This is a genomic window from Haladaptatus rarus (assembly GCF_054177585.1).
On sequence record NZ_JBPEHG010000001.1, the window covers coordinates 320479 to 343409 of the forward strand.

At 62.2% G+C, this 22931-nt stretch carries 22 protein-coding genes; 15 read left to right on the forward strand and 7 right to left on the reverse strand.

The window, feature by feature from the left end:
• Nucleotides 1-37: 37 nt before the first annotated feature.
• The gene (locus ACR3FE_RS01755) at nt 38-847 is read right to left on the reverse strand and encodes a class I SAM-dependent methyltransferase (protein WP_458204932.1); all 810 of its coding nucleotides are present in this window, start codon (nt 845-847) and stop codon (nt 38-40) included.
• A 438-nt stretch (nt 848-1285) separates the two neighbouring features.
• On the opposite strand from ACR3FE_RS01755, the gene glpK reads away from it, so the two are divergent.
• The 5 genes from glpK to ACR3FE_RS01780 all read left to right on the forward strand — a co-directional run bounded on the left by glpK (nt 1286) and on the right by ACR3FE_RS01780 (nt 7724).
• Nucleotides 1286-2827 carry a glycerol kinase GlpK gene (glpK, locus tag ACR3FE_RS01760; protein WP_458204934.1) on the forward strand — a complete coding sequence of 514 codons (1542 nt, stop codon included), beginning with the start codon at nt 1286-1288 and terminating at the stop codon, nt 2825-2827.
• A gap of 1 nt (nt 2828) precedes the next feature.
• Nucleotides 2829-3971, forward strand: a complete 1143-nt coding sequence (locus ACR3FE_RS01765) for a DUF7973 family transport facilitator (protein WP_458204936.1) — start codon at nt 2829-2831, stop codon at nt 3969-3971.
• Nucleotides 3972-4048: 77 nt separating this feature from the next.
• A complete protein-coding gene (locus ACR3FE_RS01770) occupies nt 4049-4513 on the forward strand; it encodes an arsenate-mycothiol transferase ArsC (RefSeq protein WP_458204938.1) in 465 nt (154 codons plus the stop codon).
• 24 nt (nt 4514-4537) lie between these two features.
• Complete coding sequence (locus ACR3FE_RS01775) at nt 4538-5218, forward strand: phosphoglycolate phosphatase (protein WP_458204940.1); 681 nt, start codon at nt 4538-4540, stop codon at nt 5216-5218.
• Between the two features lie 718 nt (nt 5219-5936).
• Nucleotides 5937-7724, forward strand: coding sequence for an acetyl-CoA carboxylase biotin carboxylase subunit (locus tag ACR3FE_RS01780; RefSeq protein ID WP_458204942.1), 1788 nt, complete (start codon nt 5937-5939; stop codon nt 7722-7724).
• A gap of 32 nt (nt 7725-7756) precedes the next feature.
• Here the strand turns inward: ACR3FE_RS01780 and ACR3FE_RS01785 are convergent, their stop codons facing one another.
• A complete protein-coding gene (locus ACR3FE_RS01785; protein ID WP_458204943.1) occupies nt 7757-8146 on the reverse strand; it encodes a hypothetical protein in 390 nt (129 codons plus the stop codon).
• A gap of 115 nt (nt 8147-8261) precedes the next feature.
• On the opposite strand from ACR3FE_RS01785, the gene ACR3FE_RS01790 reads away from it, so the two are divergent.
• Nucleotides 8262-9275: a biotin--[acetyl-CoA-carboxylase] ligase gene (locus ACR3FE_RS01790; protein WP_458204944.1), complete on the forward strand. Its 1014-nt coding sequence runs from the start codon at nt 8262-8264 to the stop codon at nt 9273-9275.
• Nucleotides 9276-9279: 4 nt separating this feature from the next.
• Here the strand turns inward: ACR3FE_RS01790 and ACR3FE_RS01795 are convergent, their stop codons facing one another.
• From ACR3FE_RS01795 to ACR3FE_RS01805, 3 genes are all read right to left on the reverse strand, one after another.
• A complete protein-coding gene (locus tag ACR3FE_RS01795; protein ID WP_458204946.1) occupies nt 9280-9765 on the reverse strand; it encodes a universal stress protein in 486 nt (161 codons plus the stop codon).
• Between the two features lie 88 nt (nt 9766-9853).
• Nucleotides 9854-10867 carry an amidohydrolase family protein gene (locus ACR3FE_RS01800; protein WP_458204948.1) on the reverse strand — a complete coding sequence of 338 codons (1014 nt, stop codon included), beginning with the start codon at nt 10865-10867 and terminating at the stop codon, nt 9854-9856.
• Nucleotides 10868-11005: 138 nt separating this feature from the next.
• The gene (locus ACR3FE_RS01805) at nt 11006-12229 is read right to left on the reverse strand and encodes an HD domain-containing protein (protein ID WP_458204949.1); all 1224 of its coding nucleotides are present in this window, start codon (nt 12227-12229) and stop codon (nt 11006-11008) included.
• Nucleotides 12230-12336: 107 nt separating this feature from the next.
• Between ACR3FE_RS01805 and ACR3FE_RS01810 the strand changes: the two genes are divergently transcribed.
• The 8 genes from ACR3FE_RS01810 to ACR3FE_RS01845 all read left to right on the forward strand — a co-directional run bounded on the left by ACR3FE_RS01810 (nt 12337) and on the right by ACR3FE_RS01845 (nt 19514).
• A complete protein-coding gene (locus ACR3FE_RS01810; protein ID WP_458204950.1) occupies nt 12337-13647 on the forward strand; it encodes a DUF7537 family lipoprotein in 1311 nt (436 codons plus the stop codon).
• Nucleotides 13648-13689: 42 nt separating this feature from the next.
• Nucleotides 13690-14682 (forward strand): 2-phospho-L-lactate transferase, encoded by a 993-nt coding sequence (cofD, locus tag ACR3FE_RS01815; protein ID WP_458204952.1) that lies wholly within the window; start codon nt 13690-13692, stop codon nt 14680-14682.
• Nucleotides 14682-15425 (forward strand): tRNA-dihydrouridine synthase, encoded by a 744-nt coding sequence (locus tag ACR3FE_RS01820; protein ID WP_458204954.1) that lies wholly within the window; start codon nt 14682-14684, stop codon nt 15423-15425. Before cofD ends, ACR3FE_RS01820 begins: the two co-directional genes overlap by 1 nt.
• Nucleotides 15422-16279 carry a triphosphoribosyl-dephospho-CoA synthase gene (locus ACR3FE_RS01825; protein WP_458204956.1) on the forward strand — a complete coding sequence of 286 codons (858 nt, stop codon included), beginning with the start codon at nt 15422-15424 and terminating at the stop codon, nt 16277-16279. The genes ACR3FE_RS01820 and ACR3FE_RS01825 overlap by 4 nt, the downstream gene beginning before the upstream one ends.
• The gene (locus tag ACR3FE_RS01830) at nt 16276-16854 is read left to right on the forward strand and encodes a DUF447 domain-containing protein (protein WP_458204958.1); all 579 of its coding nucleotides are present in this window, start codon (nt 16276-16278) and stop codon (nt 16852-16854) included. Before ACR3FE_RS01825 ends, ACR3FE_RS01830 begins: the two co-directional genes overlap by 4 nt.
• 364 nt (nt 16855-17218) lie before the next feature.
• Nucleotides 17219-17953 (forward strand): protein sorting system archaetidylserine synthase, encoded by a 735-nt coding sequence (locus ACR3FE_RS01835; protein ID WP_458204959.1) that lies wholly within the window; start codon nt 17219-17221, stop codon nt 17951-17953.
• Between the two features lie 57 nt (nt 17954-18010).
• Entirely contained in the window at nt 18011-19279 is a 1269-nt protein-coding gene (locus ACR3FE_RS01840; protein ID WP_458204960.1) for a HEAT repeat domain-containing protein, read from the forward strand.
• 82 nt (nt 19280-19361) lie between these two features.
• Entirely contained in the window at nt 19362-19514 is a 153-nt protein-coding gene (locus tag ACR3FE_RS01845) for a DUF7837 family putative zinc-binding protein (RefSeq protein WP_458204961.1), read from the forward strand.
• Here the strand turns inward: ACR3FE_RS01845 and ACR3FE_RS01850 are convergent.
• Entirely contained in the window at nt 19499-19753 is a 255-nt protein-coding gene (locus ACR3FE_RS01850) for a hypothetical protein (protein WP_227376517.1), read from the reverse strand. The two genes, ACR3FE_RS01845 and ACR3FE_RS01850, sit on opposite strands and share 16 nt — an antisense overlap.
• Before the next feature lie 76 nt (nt 19754-19829).
• Between ACR3FE_RS01850 and ACR3FE_RS01855 the strand changes: the two genes are divergently transcribed.
• Nucleotides 19830-20897 (forward strand): phospholipase D-like domain-containing protein, encoded by a 1068-nt coding sequence (locus ACR3FE_RS01855; RefSeq protein WP_458204964.1) that lies wholly within the window; start codon nt 19830-19832, stop codon nt 20895-20897.
• Here ACR3FE_RS01855 and ACR3FE_RS01860 read toward each other — a convergent pair.
• Nucleotides 20894-22804, reverse strand: coding sequence for a DHH family phosphoesterase (locus tag ACR3FE_RS01860; RefSeq protein WP_458204966.1), 1911 nt, complete (start codon nt 22802-22804; stop codon nt 20894-20896). The genes ACR3FE_RS01855 and ACR3FE_RS01860 overlap by 4 nt on opposite strands.
• Nucleotides 22805-22931 lie beyond the last annotated feature (127 nt).

Sequence of the window (22931 nt, forward strand, 5' to 3'; positions counted from 1 at the left end):
CGCACGCGACACTGAGTCGGAATTCGTTTTCGCTTCGCTACGCGCGACAGACCGCCAGGATGTGCTCGGAGAAGTCCGCGACTGCGCGGTCTTCCCGGAGCGTCCTGACGACCTCCCGAACGTCTTCTACCGCTTCGTCGTCGGCCTCCGCGAGTTCGGGAGCCATGTTCGACGCGATGCCCTCCAGACCGACGATCTTCTCGATGGTGAAGCCTGCCGACTCCAGTTCGGTCTCTAGCTCGGCGGCGCGGAAGAAGTGACACTCCGCCCAGCCCTCGTCGTTTACGAGGTCGGCGGTGTAGTCGCCCGTCTCAGCGATATCGGAGAGGATCGAGTGGGAATCGTCGAGAACGTGCTTGACGATGTCCCGGAGTGTGGTGAGCCGACCGATGACCGATGCGAAGACTGGTGCGTCGGGGGTCGCAACTCGTCGGAGTTCGGCCATCGCTTGCGCCCGGTCGTCCGCGTCCACGACGTGCGAGAGCGGGCCACCGAGACAGCAAACCGCGTCGAAGCTATCGTCCTCGAATGGGAGGTCGCAGATGTCGCCTTGCTGGCAGGTGACACTGGATTCGAGGTCGCGTTCTTCGACTTGCTCGCGGGCGATGCGAACGAGTTCGTCGCTGAGGTCGACGTGTTCGACCTCGTACCCCGCTTCCGCGAGCCAGATGGCGTACCGGCCGGGCCCACCGCCCGCGTCGAGGATACGACCCGAATCGGGAAGGTGTTCGTCGAGGTAGTCGATCGTCTGTGCGAACTCGATTCGGGTGACAGGGGTGGCTTCGAGACGCTGCCACTCACCGTCGCCGAGTTCGTCGTAGTACTCCTGTGGATCCATGCTGGTCATAGCTGTGTGTTGGGCTGTGTTCTTCGGATTTCTTGGGTTCGGTCAGATGCGAAATTCGACACGGTGAGGACGACCCGCCGGGGTTCACCCCGACCGTCGCCGTCCAACCGGCTTAGCTTCGAGGCTCCACCCGACGAAAAGCAATCGCTGGCCCTGGATTTCCGCCAGCGTGAGGTGGAACCGGACACGTCACGAGTGAGATGTCAGTTCGTTGGTTGATAAATGTTCGGGTTCGGTAGGTTTCGGGAAGGTTCGGACGTCGGAGACGGTGATTCGGGCGGTTTATTTCACCGCGAAACAGCACCTGTACTGAAATGGAATGGCCATCGAAACGTTTCTGATCGAAAGATAATAAGGAGAAAATGAAAAAATTCTGAAAAAGTTTGAAGTTAGACTGTTGTAACCATAGTTTATCTGTTTCCGCTACGCATTACGGGCATGGCTTCTGACGACGCCTACGTCGGCTCCATCGACCAGGGAACGACCGGGACGCGATTCATGGTATTCGACCACGCCGGAACCGTGGTGGCGAATGACTACGAGAAGCACGAACAGATCTATCCGGAACCGGGATGGGTCGAGCACGACCCGCTCGAAATCTGGGAGAACACGAAATCGGTCATCCAGTCCGCCCTCGCTGAGGCCGGTATCGAAGCCGACCAGCTAGCGGCACTCGGAGTCACCAACCAGCGGGAGACGACCCTGCTGTGGGATGCGGACACCGGCAAACCGGTTCACAACGCCATCGTCTGGCAAGACCGCCGGACGACCGACCGCATCGAACAGCTAGAAGCCGACGGCAAGACCGAGGACGTTCGGTCGAAGACGGGGCTCGAACCGGACGCCTACTTCTCGGCGACGAAAGCCGAGTGGCTCCTCGACAACGCCGACCCGATCAAAACCCAACGCGCACGCCCGGCCGACCTGCGCGACCGAGCCGACGACGGCGAGGTGCTGTTCGGCACTATCGACTCGTGGCTCATCTACAACCTGACGGGCGAGCACGTAACGGACGTGACGAACGCTTCGCGGACGATGCTGTTCGACATCCACGAGATGGACTGGGACGACGACCTATGTGCGGAGTTCGACGTTCCGCGCACGATGCTTCCCGAGGTCAGGCCGTCGAGCGACGACGCAACGTACGGTTCGACCGACACCGAGGGCTTCCTCGGTGCGGAGGTTCCGGTCGCTGGCGCGTTCGGTGACCAGCAGGCCGCCCTGTTCGGCCAGACCTGCTTCGACGCGGGTGACGCGAAGAACACCTACGGGACGGGGAGTTTCTTCCTCCTGAATACTGGGAACGAGGCTGTCGAGAGCGAGCACGGTCTACTCACGACGGTCGGCTTCCAGCGGTCGGGCGAACCCGTCCAGTACGCCCTCGAAGGCTCCATCTTCGTCACGGGTGCCGCCATCGAGTGGCTCTCGGACATGGACCTCATCGCCGACGCTGCGGAGACCGAAACCCTCGCGCGGAGCGTCGATTCGACCGACGGCGTCTACGTCGTCCCCGCGTTCACGGGCCTCGGCGCACCCCACTGGAACCAGCGCGCTCGCGGCACCATCGTCGGGATGACTCGCGGCACGCGAAAGGAACACGTCGTTCGCGCCACGCTCGAAAGCATCGCCTACCAGACCCGCGACGTTGCCGAAGCGATGGAAGCCGACAGCGGTATCGAAGTCGAAACCCTGCGCGTTGACGGTGGCGCGGTGAAGAACAACTTCCTCTGCCAGCTACAGGCCGACATCCTCGGTGCGGATATCGTCCGTCCGGTCGTGGACGAGACGACCGCACTCGGCTCCGCGTACGCGGCAGGTCTGGCGGTCGGCTACTGGGAATCGGTAGGCGAACTCCGAAACAACTGGCAGGTCGACCGCGAGTTCGAGACCGACCCCGGAGCCGACCTCGACGAGAAGTACTATCGGTGGCAGGAGGCGGTCGAACGCTCGCTGGATTGGGCACGGGAGGGAAGTGACTGAGATGGCCGTTTCAGATCTTTGGGCGCTGGAGATGATCATCGCCGCCTTCGCTGGCGGTGCGTTCGGTGCGGCGCTCGGGGCACTCCCAGCGTTCATCTTCACCGGCTTCATGGTCATCGCTGGCGAGTCCGCGAACATCATCGGCAAAACCGTGGCAGGTGCAACCGGGTCGGGCGCGGCGGGCGAGCTTGCAGCGGTTGGCATCACCGGCTCTATCGCGTTCGGCGCGCCGTTCTCACCAGCGATCAGTTTCGCGGGGGGTGCGGCCGCAGCCGCCTACGCCGCGAAGCGGGGATACATGGAGTCCGGATTCGACTACCACAACGCGAAAGACATCGCATTCGCGCAGGGGACGAAGCCGGACGTACTTGCCGTCGGTGGTGTGTTCGGTATCCTCGGCTACTGGCTAACGGTCCTCTCGTCGTCGTTCTCGATGCCCTACGACCCCATCGCCATGGGCGTCGTGCTCTCCGCCGTCGTGCACAGGCTCGTCTTCGGCTACGACCTCATCGGCGACACCAGCGGTGGCATCCTCAACATGAAGCCATTCGAAGACGGCGAACGCCGCGTCATCGGCGAAGCAGCCACGGAGGGCGGCGGGATGATGCCCGACGAACCGGTCACCGACGGTGGACCGGCCGCAGAAGGTCGATTCGTCGTCGAACCGTGGCTCCCCCACCAGTACGAGTGGGCGAACGTGGCGACCATCGGTCTCACGGTCGGTATCCTCGCAGCGTTCATCGCCTACAAGACGGGAAGTCCGTTCCTCGCATTCGGTATCAGCGCCGCGAGTCTGGTGTTCCTGAACTGCGGCGTCGAGCAGATTCCGGTCACCCATCACATCAGCCTCCCCGCGAGCACGGCGGCACTCGCGCTCGCTCCGGCGGGAACGTCGGTGATGCAAGTGCCACCTTCCGAAGTCGCAGCGGCGGTTCCGCTGCTACCTGCGTTGGTCGTCGGTGGTATCTTCGGCGTCGTGTGCGCGCTCGCGGGGGAGGTCGTCCAACGAGTGTTCTACGCGCACGCCGACACGCACCTCGACCCACCTGCGGCGGCCATCGTCGTCGGCACCTTCCTCATCGCGGTGTTGGCCATCGTCGACGTCCTCCCGCAGGCCGTTTGGGTGCCGACGCTCGGAATCTAACGACAATCCCGCATCTCCGTTCTGCATCGATTCGAGGTTTCGGAATCTACATCTGCCGTCGTGAGAATCGTCTGTCGATGAGCGACACCGCCAGTCTCGTCTCCCGTATCGCCTTCGTCTGCGTTCAGAACGCCGGGCGGAGCCAGATGGCGACCGCATTCGCCGAGCGAGAACGAGACGCGCGGGACTTCGACGTGGAGGTCGTCACCGGTGGAACCGACCCGGCAGACCACGTTCACGAGGAAGTGGCGGACGTGATGGCAGAACTGGACGTCGATCTCACGGAGCGCACGCCCAGAGAGATCACGTTCGAGGAGTTACAGGATTGCCAGTACGTCGTCACGATGGGTTGTTCCGCGAAGGACGTGTGTCCAGCGACGTGGTCGGGCGAGAACCGTGACTGGGGGTTGGACGATCCCGACGGAAAAACCCCGGATGCCGTGCGCGAGATTCGAGACGAAATCGAAGTGCGCATTCGGGAACTGTTCGACGAGATCGAGGCGGAATGGCGGAACGAACACGGGACGGAACACCGAAACTAAGTGAAGGTGACGCGAAGTTCGGACATGGTTCCGCCGCTCGTCCTCGACATCGACGGTACGATGACTCGGCCCGACGACTCTATCGATCCGCGATTCTTCGATCTACTTCCCGACTGGGATGCCCCGGTCGTCGTCGCCACCGGAAAGGCGTTCCCGTACCCCGTCGCCCTCTGTCACTTCATCCGGATTCCACAGTGCGTCATCGCCGAGAACGGCGGCATCGTCCTCGTGGACGACGAAGTGACGCGAAACGGAGACGGAGAGGCTGCCCGGCGCGTGGCCGAGGAGTACGAGTCGGCGGGTTACGACCTCGGGTGGGGCAAGACCGACCTGACCAACCGCTGGCGCGAGACGGAGATCGCCGTCCAGCGCGACCAGCCGCTCGGCCCACTGGAGGAGTTCGCCAGCGAGCACGGCCAAGAGATCGTGGACACGGGCTACGCCTACCACATCAAATCGGCGGGCATGAGCAAGGGCCAGGGTGTGCGGTCAGTCGCAGAACTGCTGGGGCGCGCCCCCGAGGAGTTTATCGCCATCGGTGATTCGGAGAACGACGTGTCCACCTTCGGCGTCGTCGGCGAGAGCTACGCAGTCGCGAACGCCGACGAGAAAGCGAAACAGGCCGCCGAGACGATGGTCGATGAGTCGTACTCCGACGGCGCGATAGCAGTCCTGGAAGAGCTTCGAAGTCGGGATGGCGACTGATTCGAATTCGAGACGATCGATTCGATGCTGACTCTCGAACGGTAGTACATTTCAGTAGATATCAGTACATTTCAGTACACTAGCACTTCGACATCGGCGTGGCGTTACGGGCGATTTCGTCGGATAGACCCGCAACGTCTCGAATGCCTCATCCTCCGACAGAGCAAGGTCTGACGAGTCATTCGCTCGCGTCGCTCACGAACGACCGCGTGCGCCGGGGATGATTGTCTCCATGCTGGACAGTTCGGCGGTTGCGGTGGCGCGTGGGAGGAACGCGCGCGAGGGACGAGCGAAGCGAGAAGGCCGGGGAGGACGAGGTGCAGTGGCGGTCGTTTGGGTGGACCAAAGGGGTCGGGCGTTCGAGGTCTACAGCAGAGCAGTTGGTCTCGAACTAGATCCAGCCGGTACTGCTCGTAGCGAACGACCGGGGGCTTTTGAAGCCGTCACCAAGCCGCTGCACCGAGAATCATCGTCTCAAGACCGTCCGGGGACAACGTTGCTGCGGTAGTTCGTCTGCGCGGACAAGAGCGACCGAGGCTTCCGAGAACGCGGCCATCGAATGCCGACCTGTCCTATTCGAGTTCCACGCTCCACAACCGACATCCTACGACACACATCCTTCGTTCGTCAACTCCGATTCAAGGTCCTGTTGACGCCCGCAACCACGAAATAAGAACCGACAGAATGAGGTAACCCACCCGAATACTCTTCCGCAAGGATGTTCGACAAGGTTCTTGTCGCCAATCGCGGGGAGATCGCAGTTCGCGTGATGCGAGCATGCGAAGAGCTCGGAATCGACACCGTCGCGGTTTACAGCGACGCAGACCGAAATTCCGGACACGTCCGCTACGCCGACGAAGCGTACAACGTCGGCCCGGCGCGTGCAGCAGAGTCCTATCTCGACCACGATGCCATCATCGACACCGCGGAGAAGGCTGGCGCGGACGCCATCCACCCCGGCTACGGCTTCCTCGCGGAGAACGCTGACTTCGCCGCGAAGGTCGAAGCCACGGACGGCGTGAAGTGGATCGGACCGACCAGCCACTCGATGGAACAACTCGGTGAGAAGACGAAGGCCCGCAAGGTGATGCAGCAGGCCGACGTCCCCATCGTTCCGGGGACGACCGACCCGGTCACAGATCCAGAGGAGGTGCGAGCGTTCGGCGAAGAGCACGGTTACCCCATCGCCATCAAGGCAGAAGGTGGCGGCGGCGGGCGCGGGATGAAGGTCGTCCGCACCGAGGACGAGGTCGAAGACCAGCTCGAATCCGCCCAGCGCGAGGGTGAAGCCTACTTCGACAACGACTCGGTCTATCTCGAACGCTACCTCGAACAGCCACGCCACATCGAGGTTCAGATCATCGCCGACCAGCACGGCAACGTCCGCCACCTCGGCGAGCGCGACTGTTCGCTCCAGCGCCGCCACCAGAAGGTCATCGAGGAAGGTCCATCGCCCGCGCTCTCGGATGCACTCCGGGAGGAGATCGGTGAGGCGGCCCGACAGGGTGTGAAGGCGTCCGACTACGTCAACGCCGGAACCGTGGAGTTCCTCGTCGAAGACGGCGAGTTCTTCTTCCTCGAAGTGAACACCCGCATCCAGGTCGAACACTGCGTCACCGAGGAGTTGACGGGCATCGACATCGTGAAGTGGCAGATTCGAGTCGCGTCGGGCGAGGAACTCGACTTCGCGCAGGACGACGTGGAACTGGAAGGCCACGCGATGGAGTTCCGCATCAACGCCGAGAACGCAGCGGAGGACTTCGCACCTGCCCGCGGTGGCACGCTCGACGTGTACGACCCACCGGGCGGCATCGGTGTTCGCCTCGACGACGCACTTCGGCAAGGCGACGACCTCGTAACGGACTACGACTCGATGATAGCGAAACTCATCGTGCACGGGGCAGACCGCGAAGAGTGTTTGACTCGTGGTCGTCGCGCGCTGGCGGAGTACGACATCGAAGGCGTCGTCACCATCATCCCCTTCCACCGCGTGATGCTCGAAGACGAGGCGTTCGTCTCCGGCGAGCACACGACGAAGTACCTGGACGAGCACTTAGACGAAGAACGAGTCGCCGAGGCACAGGAGAAGTGGGGTTCGACCGAAGCAGCGAGCGAGGACGAAGAGATCGTAGAACGCGAGTTCACGGTCGAGGTCAACGGCAAGCGCTTCGACGTCAATCTCGAAGAGCGCGGTGGGGCCGCGGCAGTCCCCGCGAACAGCAACTCTGGCGGCCAGAAGCCCAAACCGGCGGGCGGTAGCAGCGGCGGAAGCGAAACCGTCGTAGACGCCGAAGGTGAGACGGTCAGCGCCGAGATGCAGGGAACCATCCTCGACGTGAAGGTCGAAGAAGGCGACGAGATCCAGTCCGGCGACGTGGTCTGTGTCCTCGAAGCGATGAAGATGGAAAACGACGTGATCGCCTCGCGCGGCGGCACCGTCACGCAGGTCGCAGTCAGCGAAGGTGAGAGCGTCGATATGGGCGACGTGATCGTGGTCGTTGACTGAGCGGGCAGTCGCTCTTCGAAATTTCGGTTCGATTACGCTCTGTCGGTGCTCATCATCTCCGGGAGCGGTTCGACGCGGAACACGTAGTCAGCATAGACACCTTCGAGATTCGTAGGATGCTCCTCTTCGGTGTGTTCCTGGCAGAGGAGGGCCTTCGCCTCGACAGCACCGTGGCCAGTTTCCTCCTGATATCGTTCGAGGACGGCGAACGCCGCGGGTTCGTCGCACCCGCGACGGTGACATTCGCGGGGCGAGTCAGAATCTTCGCCGCCCTCGGTACGAATCTCGTCGCCTTCGTCCAGGTCGTCCTGTGGCGGCTCGGTTTCGTCGGCACGTTCACGCGCTTCGGCGAGTTCCCGCTCTCGCTGGCGCTTCTCTTCGTTACGGGCTCGCTTGTTTCGGCCTTTTTTCGTGTCCGCCATACTATGGACAAGGGTGGCGATGGAGATAACACTGTGGTCGCTCGTGGCATTCACTCGTACATTTTCACCGACTGCAAACACACGATTCTTGTCGTAACTCGCCCAATCCCGAACCATGAACGAAATGCGCCGGGCCGTCCTAGACGCCATCGCCGATGGCCCGGTTTCCGGCCCGGAACTCGCAGACAACCTCGACGTCTCCCGAAACGCGGTGTGGAAGCACGTCGAGGCGCTCCGCGAGGCGGGATTCGACATCGAGAGCACCAACGCGGGCTACCTTCTCGACGAGATTCCGGAGTTCGGCCCGGCAGTCGAGTACGGATTGGACGCCCCCTTCGAGATCGAGTATCACGAATCCATCGGGAGCACGAACGACCGCGCGCGGGAACTGGCGGGAGAAGGGAGAGAGAACGTCGTCGTACTGGCCGACGAGCAGATCGGTGGACGAGGCCGACTGAACCGCGAGTGGGTCGGGCCGTCGGGCGGTGTCTGGCTGAGTCTCGTCCTCCGACCCGACGTGCCAGCAGCGCATGCCCCACTTCTGACGCTTGCCGCCGCCGTCGCCGTGACGCGAGCCGCACGCGAGGCAGGAGTTCCGGCGGAGATCAAGTGGCCGAACGACGTACTCGTCCCCCAGACGAGTGCTCGTCGCGCGGAGCGCGACGGTGTTCTCGCGAGTGACGACGGAGCGAGCGAGAGCCAGTCAGAACGTCACTCTGACGACGGAACGAACGAGAAACTCGCGGGCATCCTCACCGAGATGGAGGGTGAGGCAGACCGCGTCTCGTGGGTCGTCGTCGGAATCGGTGTGAACGTCAACATTTCGGGAGCAGACCTCCCCGACGGTGCGACGAGCGTCCAGGAGTCAGGAGGAAGCGTGAACCGTCGGCTCTTCGTCCAGCGCCTGCTGGAGGAGTTCGACGCCCTGCGCGCAGATCCGGACGAAGTGCTCCCTGCGTGGCGCGAACACTCGGCGACGCTCGGCCAGCGAGTCAGGGTCGAGACGCCGGACGGAGACGTGGTCGGAAAAGCAGTCGATATCGTCACACCGGGCGCACTCGTCGTGGAAACCGAGGACGGAGACGTTCGGGTTCACGCAGGCGACTGCGACCACCTGCGTCCCGTCTGAGTGCTCAGGAACTTCCTTTCGCTTCTTCGCTCGCGTCGGCCTCCGGGGGATTCTCGTCCTCGCCGACTCGCACGGTGAGCACCGGCACGGTCGATGCACGGACGACACGCTCCGCGACACTGCCGAGCAAGAGTCGGTCGATGCCCCCGCGTCCGTGAGTTCCCATCACGATGAGATCGAACCCCCGCTGTTCTGCAAATCGGACGATCTCCCTGTTCGGCGGCCCTTCCACGAGATGGGTCGTGAGCGATACGTCGTAGCTGTTTGCGACACGGCGCACGTCTTCGAGCGCCGCTTCCCCCTCGTCTTGAAGCATATCGTTGATGCCCTCCCACGACGTCTCCATCGGAAGGCTTGCGAACGTCGCCGTATTGACGACGTAGATAGCGTGCAGTTCCGCCCCGTGCGACTCGGCCAGTTCGGCGGCGTGTTCTACCACGCGCTCGTTCTCCGACGAGCCGTCGGTCGGCACGAGAATTCGGTCGTACATGGATACGTTACCGAATGGCACGATACGTGCTGTCTTAACTTGTTTGGTGGCAACGACCTTCGAATCGAAAAGAGCCGAGGGGACGAACCTACAGAACGACCTCTTTCACGTCCGTCGCACCTGCTCGACGGACGACTGACCGGATCACGTTCTGGGTTTCGGCGAGGTTGTCCGATTCGCCGTCGAGGACGAGCAGTTTCGCGTCCCGACCGGGTTCGACCACGCCGCAGTTCAGCCCTGCGATCTGTGCGCCGTTTCGCGTCGCCATCCGAAGCACCTCTCGTGAGGATGTATCAGTCAGCTTCGCCACGAATTCCATCTCCCGGAACATCGACGGACTGTTCAACATCACGTTGTCCGTCCCGAGCGCGACCGTCGTCCTATCGAGCAGTTCTCGAATCGGTGGCATACCGACATCGGTGACGAGGTTCGACCGCGGACAGACAGCGACCGGTATCTCGCTGTCTTCGATCCGGTCGAGATGGGCCGGTTCCGGATGGACGACGTGGACGAGGAAGTTCGGCGAGAGATCGAGTGCCGGTTTGATGTCGCTCGAATCGGCCTCTCCCGCGTGGATGCCGAACAGTTTCCCTGCCCGCCCGGTCGCGTTTCGTTCGTGGGTGAAATCCGCGTCGTTCGCACCACTCGCGCCGAATCCGTCCCCTGCTTCCATCGCTTCGACCGTCTCTCGTCCGAGGATGACCGGCTCGATATCGAGACCGTCGGTCGCTTCCCGGAGTGCGTAGACGCCTTCGACACCTCCCTCCCGGAATTCGAGAAACGAAGCAGTGCCCGTCGCCTGCATGAACCGAACCGACCGCCGCATGGCTTCGACCTTCTCCGCTCGGGCCGCATCACGGAGCAGTCGGTGTTTCAGTCCGTCCGGCGGCGCGACGAGTTCTTCGAGCGAGAGTCCAGCACCGGCCTCCTTTGCGATGGAATCACCGAGATGGGTGTGGGCGTTGACGAACGCGGGAAGGACGATGTCCGACGACGAAACGGACTCCTCTTCGACAGCCGCGATCGTACCGTCCTCGACGACCACGCGACCCTGGATCGGATCGAAGTTCGGGCCACGCAGTATCGTTCCTTCGACTAACATATCTCTTGTTGGCCAGTCGTCAATCCAGCTTCTTAGCACTATCTCTCCTTCGTCGGAAACGAGCGCGTCCGCGCAGTTCGCAGTATCGTGGATAACCGCTCCGCTTGCAGTCCTTTCGTGTGAAACCACCTCACCACGTCACTCGAAATCGTCCAGCGTCGTCCTGACGCCGGTTCGGACGTCGCTGACGAGCGTCCCGTCCGTGTCGAGTCCGAGGATGCGCTCTGTCGCAACCCCGACCTGCTCGGTCTCGTCCGCTGGCGCGTAGACGCCGAACCGCCACTGGTCACGCTGGACTCGCTGGAGTGCGCGAACGAGCGTCGATTGTCGGGAGAGTGGTCGCACTTCACCGTTGACGATGACGCGAGTCGAGGATTCGGTCATCTGTGGGCGACCCGGCACGTCGAGGATGACCGACTTCGAATCGACGCCTGCGCTCTCGGCGATCTCCACCTCGTGTTCACGGATGGTCTCGTGGTCGGCGTCGATGACCTCGTCCGGAACGTCCCCCATCTCAGCCCAGACCGCACGTTTGTAGAGATCTCGGTCGGAGAGACAGCGTGCGAACTCGGCGGTGTCTGGGTTCGTCCGGAGCGCCACGAGCAGGTCGTGGTCGTCCATCCGGCGCAACTGCTCGGCGTCGATGTCCGGTGCGTCGAGCAGTCGCTCGCTGGCACGCTGGAGCATCGATTTGCTGATGCGCGTGACGTGGTGGTTGTAGACGGTCGGGTTCATCAACGCGCGGGCGACGAGCAGGCTCTCTGCGGTCTGGACGTTCCCTTCCGCGAGGACGAGTTCACCATCGAGGAAAGTCAACTCGCGGACGAGTCGTTCGTGGTCGATGGTGCCGTAGGGAACACCAGTGTGGTGGGCATCGCGGACGAGGTAGTCCATCCTGTCTACGTCCAACTCGCCGGAGACGACCTGCCCGAGTTCACCGTCTCCCGCGATGAGGTCGGCGATAGTGTCGGGGTCCAGGTCGTGTGCGTGAAGAACGTCGGTGACCTCCGACGCCGTGAGCAGGTCGTGGACATCGTCGTGGTACTTGCCCGTGCGGCGGTAGATGAGGTCTTCGATGGTGTGGCTGTAGGGAGAGTGGCCAACGTCGTGCAGGAGCGCAGCGGCGCGGACGCGCTCGGCCTGCACACCTTCGATACCGAGGTTGTCGAGGGCTTCGCACGCGAGGTGGTAGACGCCGAGACTGTGTTCGAATCGGGTGTGGTTCGCGGAGGGGTAGACGAGACGGGCGGTTCCGAGCTGCGTGATATGCCGAAGTCGCTGGACTGCGGGGGTGTCGAGCAAGTCGCGGGCGACGCCGACGACGTCGATGTGGTCGTGGACGCTATCCTTGATGGTCTTCATTGTGAGGTGTTTCGATCGTCATCGTATAAAAACCGAAGGACGAGAGCCACGATTATCGATTCTGATACTATTGACAGATAACATATAATTCGAGTTATCTATCTCAGATGACGAGATCGAAGATGGAGATGGGAATCACCGTGTCTCTCGTACTTCTCGTCGTTCTTTCGGGGTGTACGACCGATGTCACGGACGGAACTGGAACGACCAGTGTAACGGATGTGTCCGGAACGGGCGATGTTACAGACGGAACCGAAACGACCGAAAAGCCGACAGACGCTCCCGCAACGCCGACCGATTCGGTCTACGACCTTCCGCTTTCGACCGACGAACTCCTGGACGAACATTCGTCCGTCCTTCGTTCGGCGGGGAGTTTCACGTCCGTCGAATACACCCACTTCTCGCATCCGGAGTCCGGCGCGGAACGGTGGATAAACACCACGACGCGAGCAGAAGTCGGGACGGGCGAGTTACACAGATACCAGAACTGGTCGAAAACTGGGTACGAGAATCGGGGAGGCACCGGGGATTCCCGCCTGTCTCAAACGTATATCGACCCATCCGGGGAAGGATACTATCGCCAATCCTACGGCTCGGAATTCGCCGTTTCGTACAGTCGAGCGCCATCGAGCGTGAACGTGTCCAAGCATCTTCGTCCCGATATCACCTCGTATCTCGAACAGGGGAACGTCGAATACGAAGGTGTGCGGACGATCTCTGGGACGAGAACGCACGTCTACGCCGTACCAGAGGTAGCTGGGTTCGAGGCGGATTCTGAGGGCCGTAACCTCGGATTCGACAGTGAGAATCTGAATACTGCTTCGCTCCGTCTGTTCATCACCGACGACGGACTCATGAAACGATTCGAGATGAACGTCTCCGTAACCACCGAGAGCGGGCCGATGAGAGCACAGTTGCGATCGACGTACTACCACCTCGGCGAGACGACTGTCGAGGAGCCAACGTGGCTCGCGGAAGCGAAAGAGGAAGTTACGGCGATGACGGAACCCGACCCGGCGGAGACAGTGACCGAGGAGATTCGAGATTCGTCACTCGGCGTAACGGTTACCGTAACGGCACCACGATATGCGCTGGAGTACGTCAATCTGGAGCGACAGAGTGGTGGTATCTGGGACACCGGAGGCGATGGATACCAGAACGCGAAGGTGTCTTCGCTCGTCATGATTCGAACCCCGGACGAAGCCAGTATCGATGAGCTAGCTCTTTCGTACGACGATTCTGCGTTCTCCGGCGAGGAGTCCGGGGTAGCGATCTTCAGATACGATGAGGAACTACAGACCTTCGTTCAGGTAGAGACCGACGTCGATGCGCGAGCCAACGTCGCTTACGCCGACATCGACAGGGATGGGGTCTATCTGGTGATGCACGTAGAGACGTGGCGTTCCTCGTTCGAGTAGCCGAACGTAAGGATTTACACGACCGCGCCACCACCTCCGAGTATGGTAACATTTCTCTCAGGGGGAACGGGCACCCCCAAGCTTCTGGACGGCGCCTTCTCGGCCTTCTCGCCCGCCGAGACGACCGTCGTCGGGAACACCGGTGACGACGTGGAACTCGGTGGATCGCTCGTCTGTCCAGATATCGACACCGTGCTCTTCCAGCAGGGAGACGTGTTGAACCGGGAGACGTGGTGGGGAATCGCGGACGATACGACCGAGACGCACGACGAACTCCATCGACTCGCCGAGTCGGCGGGCCTCTCGGGTGGCCCGCGTTATCTTCCCGACGAGTACCAGACCGAGGGGCGGGACATCGCTCGCTGGCGACGGTTTTCGGGCGTGGCGGAGTTCATGCTTCTCGGTGACCGCGACCGGGCGGTTCACGTCACGCGAACGGGGTTGCTGGACGAAGGCCACACCCTCACCGAAGCCACTCGCATCCTCGCCGATGCATTCGATTCGCCGGTCGATGTCATCCCGATGAGCGACGATCCGGTGGCGAGCATCGTCCACACGCCAGGAGGCGAGATGCACTTTCAGGAGTTCTGGGTCGCTCGCGGTGGCGACCCCGAGGTCGTGGAAGTGGAGTTCCGAGGCGCGAGCGAAGCCGAACCGTCGCCTGCCGCACTCGACGCGATCGCGAACGAACCGGTCGTCATCGGCCCGTCGAATCCGGTGACGAGTATCGGCCCGATGCTCGTCATCGACGAACTCCGCGACGCATTGGAATCGACCACCGTGGTCGCGGTGTCTCCGTTCGTGGAAGACCGCGTCTTCTCCGGCCCCGCGGCGAAATTGATGGAGGCGGTGGGCTACGCCCCGAGCACGGCGGGCGTGGCGGAGGCGTATCCCTTCGTCGATGCCTTCGTGCTGGACGACGAAGACGAAACCGACCTCGACCGTCCTGCGGTCAGAACAGACACGGAGATGAACGACGACGGGGATTCGGAGCGCGTCGCCCGCGCGGTAGCACGCGCGCTGGAGGTGGTCTGATGTTCGAGCCACGGGTCGCACTGGCGAGTCTCAGTGGTGAGTCGGACGCCGAGTGGGCGCTGGCCGGAGCCGAACACGTCGGCGCGGCGTTTCTGGGCGGTATCGCCTTGGACGAGGAGACACGAGCGGCGGCCCGCACGATGGTCGACCGCGACAGAGAAGAATTCTTGCCGGACGACCCCATCGCGTTCGTGGACGACCAACTGACCGCGCTCGCTGACGCACCGCTTCGTCCAGGGTTCAACGTGCGCTCTGCAACACTGCCGCCGATCCGCGCCGTCGCAGAGGTGTGTCGGAAACACGACGCGATCCTTGAGGTGAACGCCCACTGCCGACAAGACGAGATGTGTGCGGTGGGGGCCGGACAGTCACTCCTTCGAGATTCCGACCGATTATGTGAGCAGGTTCGTGTCGGCACCGAGTCGGGCGCGACGGTCAGCGTCAAGGTTCGAACCGAGGTGTCCGGCGTCGGTCTCCCGGAAGTCGCCCGTCGTGCTGTAGGCGCAGGCGCTGAGATCGTCCACGTGGATGCGATGGATTCAGAGCACGTGGTCGCTGACATCGTGGCGGCGACGGACTGCTTCGTCGTCGCAAACAACGGTGTCCGGGACAGGGAGACGGTCGCGGAATATCTGGACTACGGTGCGGACGCGGTGAGCGTGGGGCGACCCAGTGACCGTCCCGAAATCCTTTCCAGGGTGCGCTGTGCAACCGACGAATGGTTTACGGAGGTAGTCGCATGACAGCTGAAGAACATCGTATGACACCCGCAGAACACGCACAATTGGCGCTGTTGTTGGAGGTTGCAGGAACACCGAAACCGGGCAACGTCGACCGCGAACGGGACTTTCCCGATCTGCGGTTCGAACACTTCCTCGCCGGGGGAGTCGGTGCCGGGCGAGGGCTTCGCTCGGCCGAAAACGGCGCGTCGGTCGGCGAAGCGTTCGAAGAAGCCGTCGCCGGGATGAGCCAGCAATCGGGGGGCAACACGCAGTTCGGGGCGCTTTGCCTGCTGATTCCACTCGTGAAGGCAGACGACCCCTCACCCGAGGCGGTCGCCGAGGTCGTCGAATCCACGACAGTCGACGATTCTGCAGGGTTCTACAGGGCGTTCGAGCACGTCGACGTGTACGTGGACGACCCACCCGAAGGAGCCGACGAGTTCGACGTGCGGCGGGGAGAAGACGCGATTCCAGCCATCGAGGACGCCGACCTGACGCTGTACGACGTGATGGAACTTGGAGCGGACGAGGACGGCATCGCACACGAGTGGACGAACGAGTTCGAGCGAACGTTCTGGGCTGGCGAACGAATCGCGAAATTCGAGGGGCCGCTTTCGGGTCGTGGCGCACGGGTGTATCTCGAACTGCTGGCCCGCGAACCGGACACGCTCGTGGCGAAACAGCACGGGAAGAAGGTCGCCGAGAGCGTCCGGGTGCGAGCACAGGAGGCCCTTCAGGGAGCGCGTAACGGCGACGTGGAACTCGTTCGAGCGTTCGCCGACTCGCTGGTCGAGGACGGCATCAACCCCGGAACGACCGCCGACATCGTCGCGGGTGGACTGTTCGTCGCACTGGAGCGAGGAGAGACACCGTGAACGAGTGGCCGGTCGAACTGCGGGGCGTGACCGAATCGGTGATCACGACGTTCGGCCCGAACGAACTCTGGAACGTCGCTGCACTTGGGCTTCACGCGGGCGACCGCGTGACAGACGATCCGGTGACCGCCAAGACGTGGGGGAACACCCGGACCCGTCGAAATCTCCACCGGCAGGGCGGAGGGGTCGTTCAGTTCACCCGCGACCCCATCGACTTCGTGGACGCGACGCTTTCGATCCGAGAGGAGACGGAACCGGTACTCGACTCCGCGGATGCGTGGGTCGAGGTCGAAGCCACGCAGGTCGATTCGGGCGATTCCGGCGGAACACGCTGGGAGGAGTGGGAACTGACACCCGTCGATTCCGAAGTCATGCGAGAGACGATTCCGACCACCAACCGCGGCTTTGCGGCGGTCGTGGAAGCGACCGTGGCTGCCTCCCGTCTCGACGTGGATGCGTACGATACCGACGAACTCCGGGCACGACTGCAGTACTTCGAGGACGTGGCTCGCACGTGCGGTGGCGAGCGCGAGCGTGAGGCGTTCAACCGGATTCGAGACATCGTCGAGTGGTAGGTTTCGCGTAGATGGTGAAATCTAAAGGAAGAGATACTCGAAACCGGATCTACTGATCTGTACTGTTTTATACTAATTTGTATTTGATGGGCCTCGTCACGCCTGCGAACGAGACCTGCTCTTCCGCGGCTGAGGAAAACTTCAATATCTGTCGGCTCTCGGTCGGTCGTCCACCGCAGACGCGAAGCGTCTGCGCTCGCTTCCTCGTTCGCCCGTGGCGTTGCCTTGGTATCGGCAGACGACACATCGCCACTGAATCCTCTCTCCCTATGAAACTGTCTCGACCTCACTGGCGTTCCATTCCTTCCGTTGCTGAGCGTGCTTTCAAAAGACGTATCAAGTGCGCTCGCACTACTCGCCGGATATGAAACCCCGGTTCGTGGGTCGGCTGTCGCTGGCCGACGCGGTGACCGTCTCGAACGCCGCGCTCGGCTTTCTGGCGGTTGCAGTGGCGACCACGAACCCGAGATTGGCCGCGCGCTTCATCCTGCTCGCGGCGGTGGCGGACGGACTCGACGGCGTGCTCGCCCGCCACATCGGCAGTTCGGCGGCGGGGCCGTATCTCGATTCACTGGCGGACGTGGCGTCGTTCGCCGTCGCGCCCGCGATGCTGGTCGTCGGTGTCGCACAGGCGTCGTGGCCGACCGTCTTCCAGTTGCTCTCCATGAAAACGGTGGCAGTGCTCGGATTTCCCGCGCTGTTCGTCGCCATGGCGGTCGCGCGCCTCGGACTCTACACCGCCTACGACACCGACGACAGTTCGACGCTCGGAACGCCGACGACGCTGGCTGCGACGGTTCTCGCGGCGGCTGTTCTCGCGGAAGTCGGAAGCGTGGTGGCGCTGCTCGCCGCGACCGGTGTCTTCTGCTATCTGATGGTGTCCGGTATCGAATACCCCGATCTGCTGGCCCGCGACGCACTCATCATGGGGGTCGTTCACTCGCTCGCGGTGCTCGTGCCGGATCTTCAGGGTCGAGCGTTTCCGTACGCGCTGTTGACGCTTGCATTGGCGTATCTCGTGCTCTCGCCGCAGTTCTACTGGCGGACAACGACAGAGACTCGTCCGGACGAGAAGACGACAGAAGGGAAACGCTCTTGATGGGTACGCCCCGATTTTCCCGCATATGAGAGCAACGGCTTACTCGGGGGTGGACGCATGAGCGACGAAAATGGCGAGGAACCAGAGACCGAAGAAGAGCAGGTCGAAGAAGAGCAGGCGGAAGACGAGGCAGAACCCGTCGGTGCGGAAACCATCGAGGAACAACTCGACGAAGCGGAGACAGATTTGGAAGCCGCCGAGACGGAAGCCGACCTCGACGTCGTCGAAGCGCAGCTCGACAAGATCGAGGGGCTATTGGAGAGCGCCGACCTTCCCGAACCGGAAGACGAGGACGAAGAAGACCCGCGTGAGGAACTGGAGACGCGCCTCTCCGACCTCCGCACGGAACTCGAAGACAAACGAGGACCGTACGCCGAGGACGTGATAAGCGACATCGAGGACGCCGAATCGACCATCACTGAAACCCGGTGGACGGACAAGGGGAGTGGTGAACTCGTCGAAGTCGTCGAATCGTTCGCCGAGACGGTTCAGGACACGCTTGATACGGATTTCAGCGTCACACTGTCACGGAACTCGGACGACCTCGCCGAAGTACTCGAAAACTCGGCGATCGCGGTCGGTGACGCAGACCTCGACCCGGACGAGGACGCAGACACCATCGAGACGCTCGTGGAAGCGACGGAGGAGCTGAAAGCGGGTATCGAGGACGCAGAGGAGTGGAGCGACCTCGAAACGCGCGAACAGCTCGAAGCGGAAGGCTTCTACGACGTGCTCGACCACCGCAAGGACTACCCGCCGGAGTGGCACGCGCTCAAGGTCTGGGAGAAGAAAGGACGCGCAGACATGATCCTGCTCGCACTCGATTCGCTCCAGTCGAACTTCATGGAGCGTCACTGCCTCGAAGCCCTCGAACGGATGGGAAGCGAGGAAGCGGTCGAACCGATGCTACAGCGCGCGAACCGCCGCGACAAGGATGCGATCCGCATCCTCGGTAAGACCGGAAGCAAGGACGCTATCGATGCTCTCGTCGACTACGTCGACGCCGACCCCGGCATGGCGAAGACCGTCATCAAGGCACTCGGCGAGATCGGAAGCGATGAAGTGACACAGGAGATCGCAGATCAACTCGTCGCGGACGACGCGGACGTTCGCAGTCACGCCGCGCGCGCACTCGGTCGCATCGGCGACACGCGCGCTATCGACCCGCTCTCGGACACGCTCGAAAACGACGATTCTGATTCCGTCCGTGCGAGTGCCGCGTGGGCACTGAACCAAATCGGAACGGAACGCGCCCTCGATTCGGTGCGCGACTACGCCGACGACCGTGCGTTCCTCGTGCAGAGCGAGGCCGAAAAGGCGCTCTAATCGGCCAGTAACGACTTCTTACTGCTGTACAATCGGTCAATAACAAAGAGTACAAGGCCATCATTTCGTTCGAGAGAGGGAAATGGCGACCAAACCGGCTAACCTCGGCGTGTGTCCGAACTGCGGGAGTGACATCCCAAAAGGGTATCTTCTTATCGAATACGAGACGAAGGATGGCCGAGAACGGTTCGCCGAATGTCCCGACTGCCGCGAGATCGTTCACCCGAGACTTTGAGCGAGGAGAACCGCCAGAAACTCCAGCGCAAACGCGAGTGCGACGAGGAACGCGCCGACGCGACCGATCCACGTGTGTTCTGTGACCTCCATCGGTGAGATGTCGATAGTGTAATCGTTGTAGTCGGGGTCGTATTCGATGTAATCCGGCACCTGAAAGAACTCGAAGAAGACGAGTACGGCACCGAGTGCCCCCAGCGCATACCCGGCTAGTTCGAGCGCGATCGGAATCGAGACCATACCGAGAAAGCGAACGTCTCTGACAAAAATCCACCGTTCCGAACGTTTATATGAGAGAGCGCGACCACTCCACGCCGTGTTCGCCAGAGTCACGCTCACCACCATACTCCTCGTGGCCATCTCCCTCACCACCATACTCCCCGGCCCTTCGAAAGCGACCGCTTCGTCTCCGGAGATCGTCGCCGTGTACCCGAATCCGGTGGCTGACGAAGACAGCGGTGAGTTCGTCGTCGTATCCTTCCCACGACGGACGAACCTCTCTGGGTGGACGCTCGCGGACGGTGAAGCTGTCGCCGACCTCGGCGACGAGACCAACGAGACCGTTTCCGGACGAGTCACGTTCTCTACAGAGCCAAACCTGACCCGGACCCTCACATCCAGTCGCACTCGCCAAGGTAGTCGCATCCTTCCGCTTCGAAACCTCTCGCTCGCAAACGGTGGTGAGACGGTCACGCTCCGGCGAAACGAGACCGGTCATCGAGCCGAGGTAGTGGATTCGGTCACCTACGCCGACGCACCGGAGGGTGACCGATGGCAACCGAACACCGAGACGTGGCGGCCACTGGGGGCAACCGACCGGCCTATTGTCTCCACAAGTGCTACGAACGCTCGATTGTTCGTTCTCCCAGATAGCCCGACCGTCCCGATAGCGACGCTCGAATCCGCGAACGACCGAATCCTCCTCGCAGGCTACTCGTTCACGTCTGTGCGTGTGGCCCGAACGCTCATCGCCGCCGCCGACCGCGGCGTTTCGGTACGCGTCCTCGTCGACGACGCCCCGGTCGGCGGACTCTCCCGGCGCGAAGCAACCGTCTTCGATATGCTCGCAAAGCGTGGCGTCAGGGTCGAAGTGATCGGCGGCGAGCGAGCACGCTACGCATTCCACCACGCGAAGTACGCCGTCGTGGACGACAGGGCGATGGTGCTGACCGAGAACTGGAAACCGGCGGGAACGGGTGGTCACGCGAGTCGCGGTTGGGGTGTCGTCGTCACCGGGAACGAGACGGCGACCGAACTGACAGAGGTGTTCGAAGCAGATTGGAAGGCGGGCGGCAACCGTTTACCGGTCGGTCTCGGCGGATTCGTCGCACTGAGCGTCGGTGGTGCAGTGTGGCTCGCAAGAAAGGAGGTGTCGTTCAGTTAATCGTCTTGCTGATGGCCGACCGTCGTGCTCTGGAGGTCTTCGTCGAGTTCCGCGTCCGCCATCTTCTCGACGAGCGCGTCCAACACTTGCTCGCGCATCCCCTGAACGAACTTGATACTCCCGACGACGAGGTGGCCGCCGCCGCTGACGCCACCGCCGACAATCTCGTCGTTGAGTTCGGAGACCATCTCCGGGATGTCGAGGCGGACACCGTCGCTTCGGAGGACGGCGAAGTCGGGACCGTAGCCGATCGTGATGACCGGTTCACCCGTCTCCTGTACCTTCCGGTCGTGAATCTCGCCGGTCGTCTTCCCCGGTGGCGGGTAGGTGAATCGATAGGCGTGGTTCTCTACGTCCACTCGGTAGAGGTGGGCTTCGCTCGCCAGTCGCTCGTGTTTGACGTGGGGCATCGCAGCATCGAGTTGCTGGTCGGTGTCAGCACGCGCGCGCTCGGCGAGGAACGAGACGAGTTCGCGATGTCGCTCTTCGTCGTCACAGCCGACGTTGAGTACGTCGTTGATGAGGTTCCGGCCAGGGTCGTATTTCAACCAGAACGCCTCGTAGTCCATCGCCTCTCCGATGTCCGTGAGGAACTCCTCGTCGTACCCTTCGGATTCGGCCAGTTCGACGTAATCCGTCATCGCGTTGGCCTTCGAGCGATCGGAGATACCTGCGACTGCGGGGACGTGTCGAAGTTCGTCGGTCACGTCGGGCGAGATCATCCGGGCGAGTTCGACACACATCATCCCCGTCGTGATGCGGTAATCTTCGTCGTAGAGGTACGGATTGACGTGCCCATCGGTGTACGGTTCGACCGCTTCGGGGTCAGGGTGGTGGTGGTCGACGACGATGATCGGGATGTCGTAGTGTGCCAGATTCTCGTAGGCGGGAACGTCCTCTTCAGTACTCCCGTTGTCGAGCATGAGCAAGAGCGGGAGTTTCTGCCCGTGGCGCGCCTGGTCTTCGAGCGCGAAGTTCAGGTCGCGTGTCACGTCCTCCATCTCGTAGAAGGGTGCCTTGCTCGGAAGGCGCTTGAACAGGTGTCGCTTCGCGTCGGGATCCTGGTGCGTCTCCTCGATGAATCGCTTCAGGGCCATTTCCACCGGAACGCTGGCGCACATGCCGTCGCCGTCGGCGTGGTGGCGAACGCGTATCGGGCGGCTTTCGAGCACCGTCTTCCGAAGTTGCTTGGCGATATCGCGCAGGTCGGGGAACAGCTGTTCGAGGGCGGGCCACTCCACGAGCGGCTCGGTGTCGTGTGGTTCGGCCCGCTCGTCGAGCGCGGCTTCGATTCGGTCACGAACGACCGTCTCCTCGTCGCCCGATAGCGCATCGAGGGAGGTCACTTCGACCTGGAGCGAGCCGTCGCGCTCTTCGACCACGCCGACGAGATGGACGACGTCGCCGATGTCGATTTCGGGGTGGGCACGGACACCTGCTTCCTCGAATGCGGCACAGGGAACGACGCCCGTGTCGTCGCTGACGTGGAAGATGGTCGGACCGCCCGTCTGTTTGATCTGCACCACTTCGCCTTCGAGGTGGACTGTTTTGCCGACCTGTTCGGCCAGCGTGCCAGTCTCGGCGACCTCGTACTCGTGGGCGATAGCGACGGTTTCGTAGTCGTCTGAATCGACTGTCGTGAAGCTCAGGTCGCCGTTCTCCCGCACTTCGAGTAGTTTCACGACGAGGTCGTCACCGACCTCGTATTTCTGGGAGAGATTCGATTCGTGAACGAGTCCTGAGACCGAGTCGGAAAGATCGACGAATACACCGTAGTCGACGACACCGTTGACGACAGCGTGATACCGTTCTCCCTCGGAGATATCGGAGAGCGTACAGTCCGCCGCGAGTTCGTATACGACGGATTCGTCGGTTCCATCGTCGGAACCGGAATCGGGGGAAGTCATCTTGTCCCCTCATTCGGGGGCGCTATTTTTAACGCTTTGCAACTTGGGGCCGCTCATGTGTGATCGAGTAAAATTATCGTCGAATCCGACAGTATTCGGCATCCGGCGCGTTCGCAACGTTTAGAAC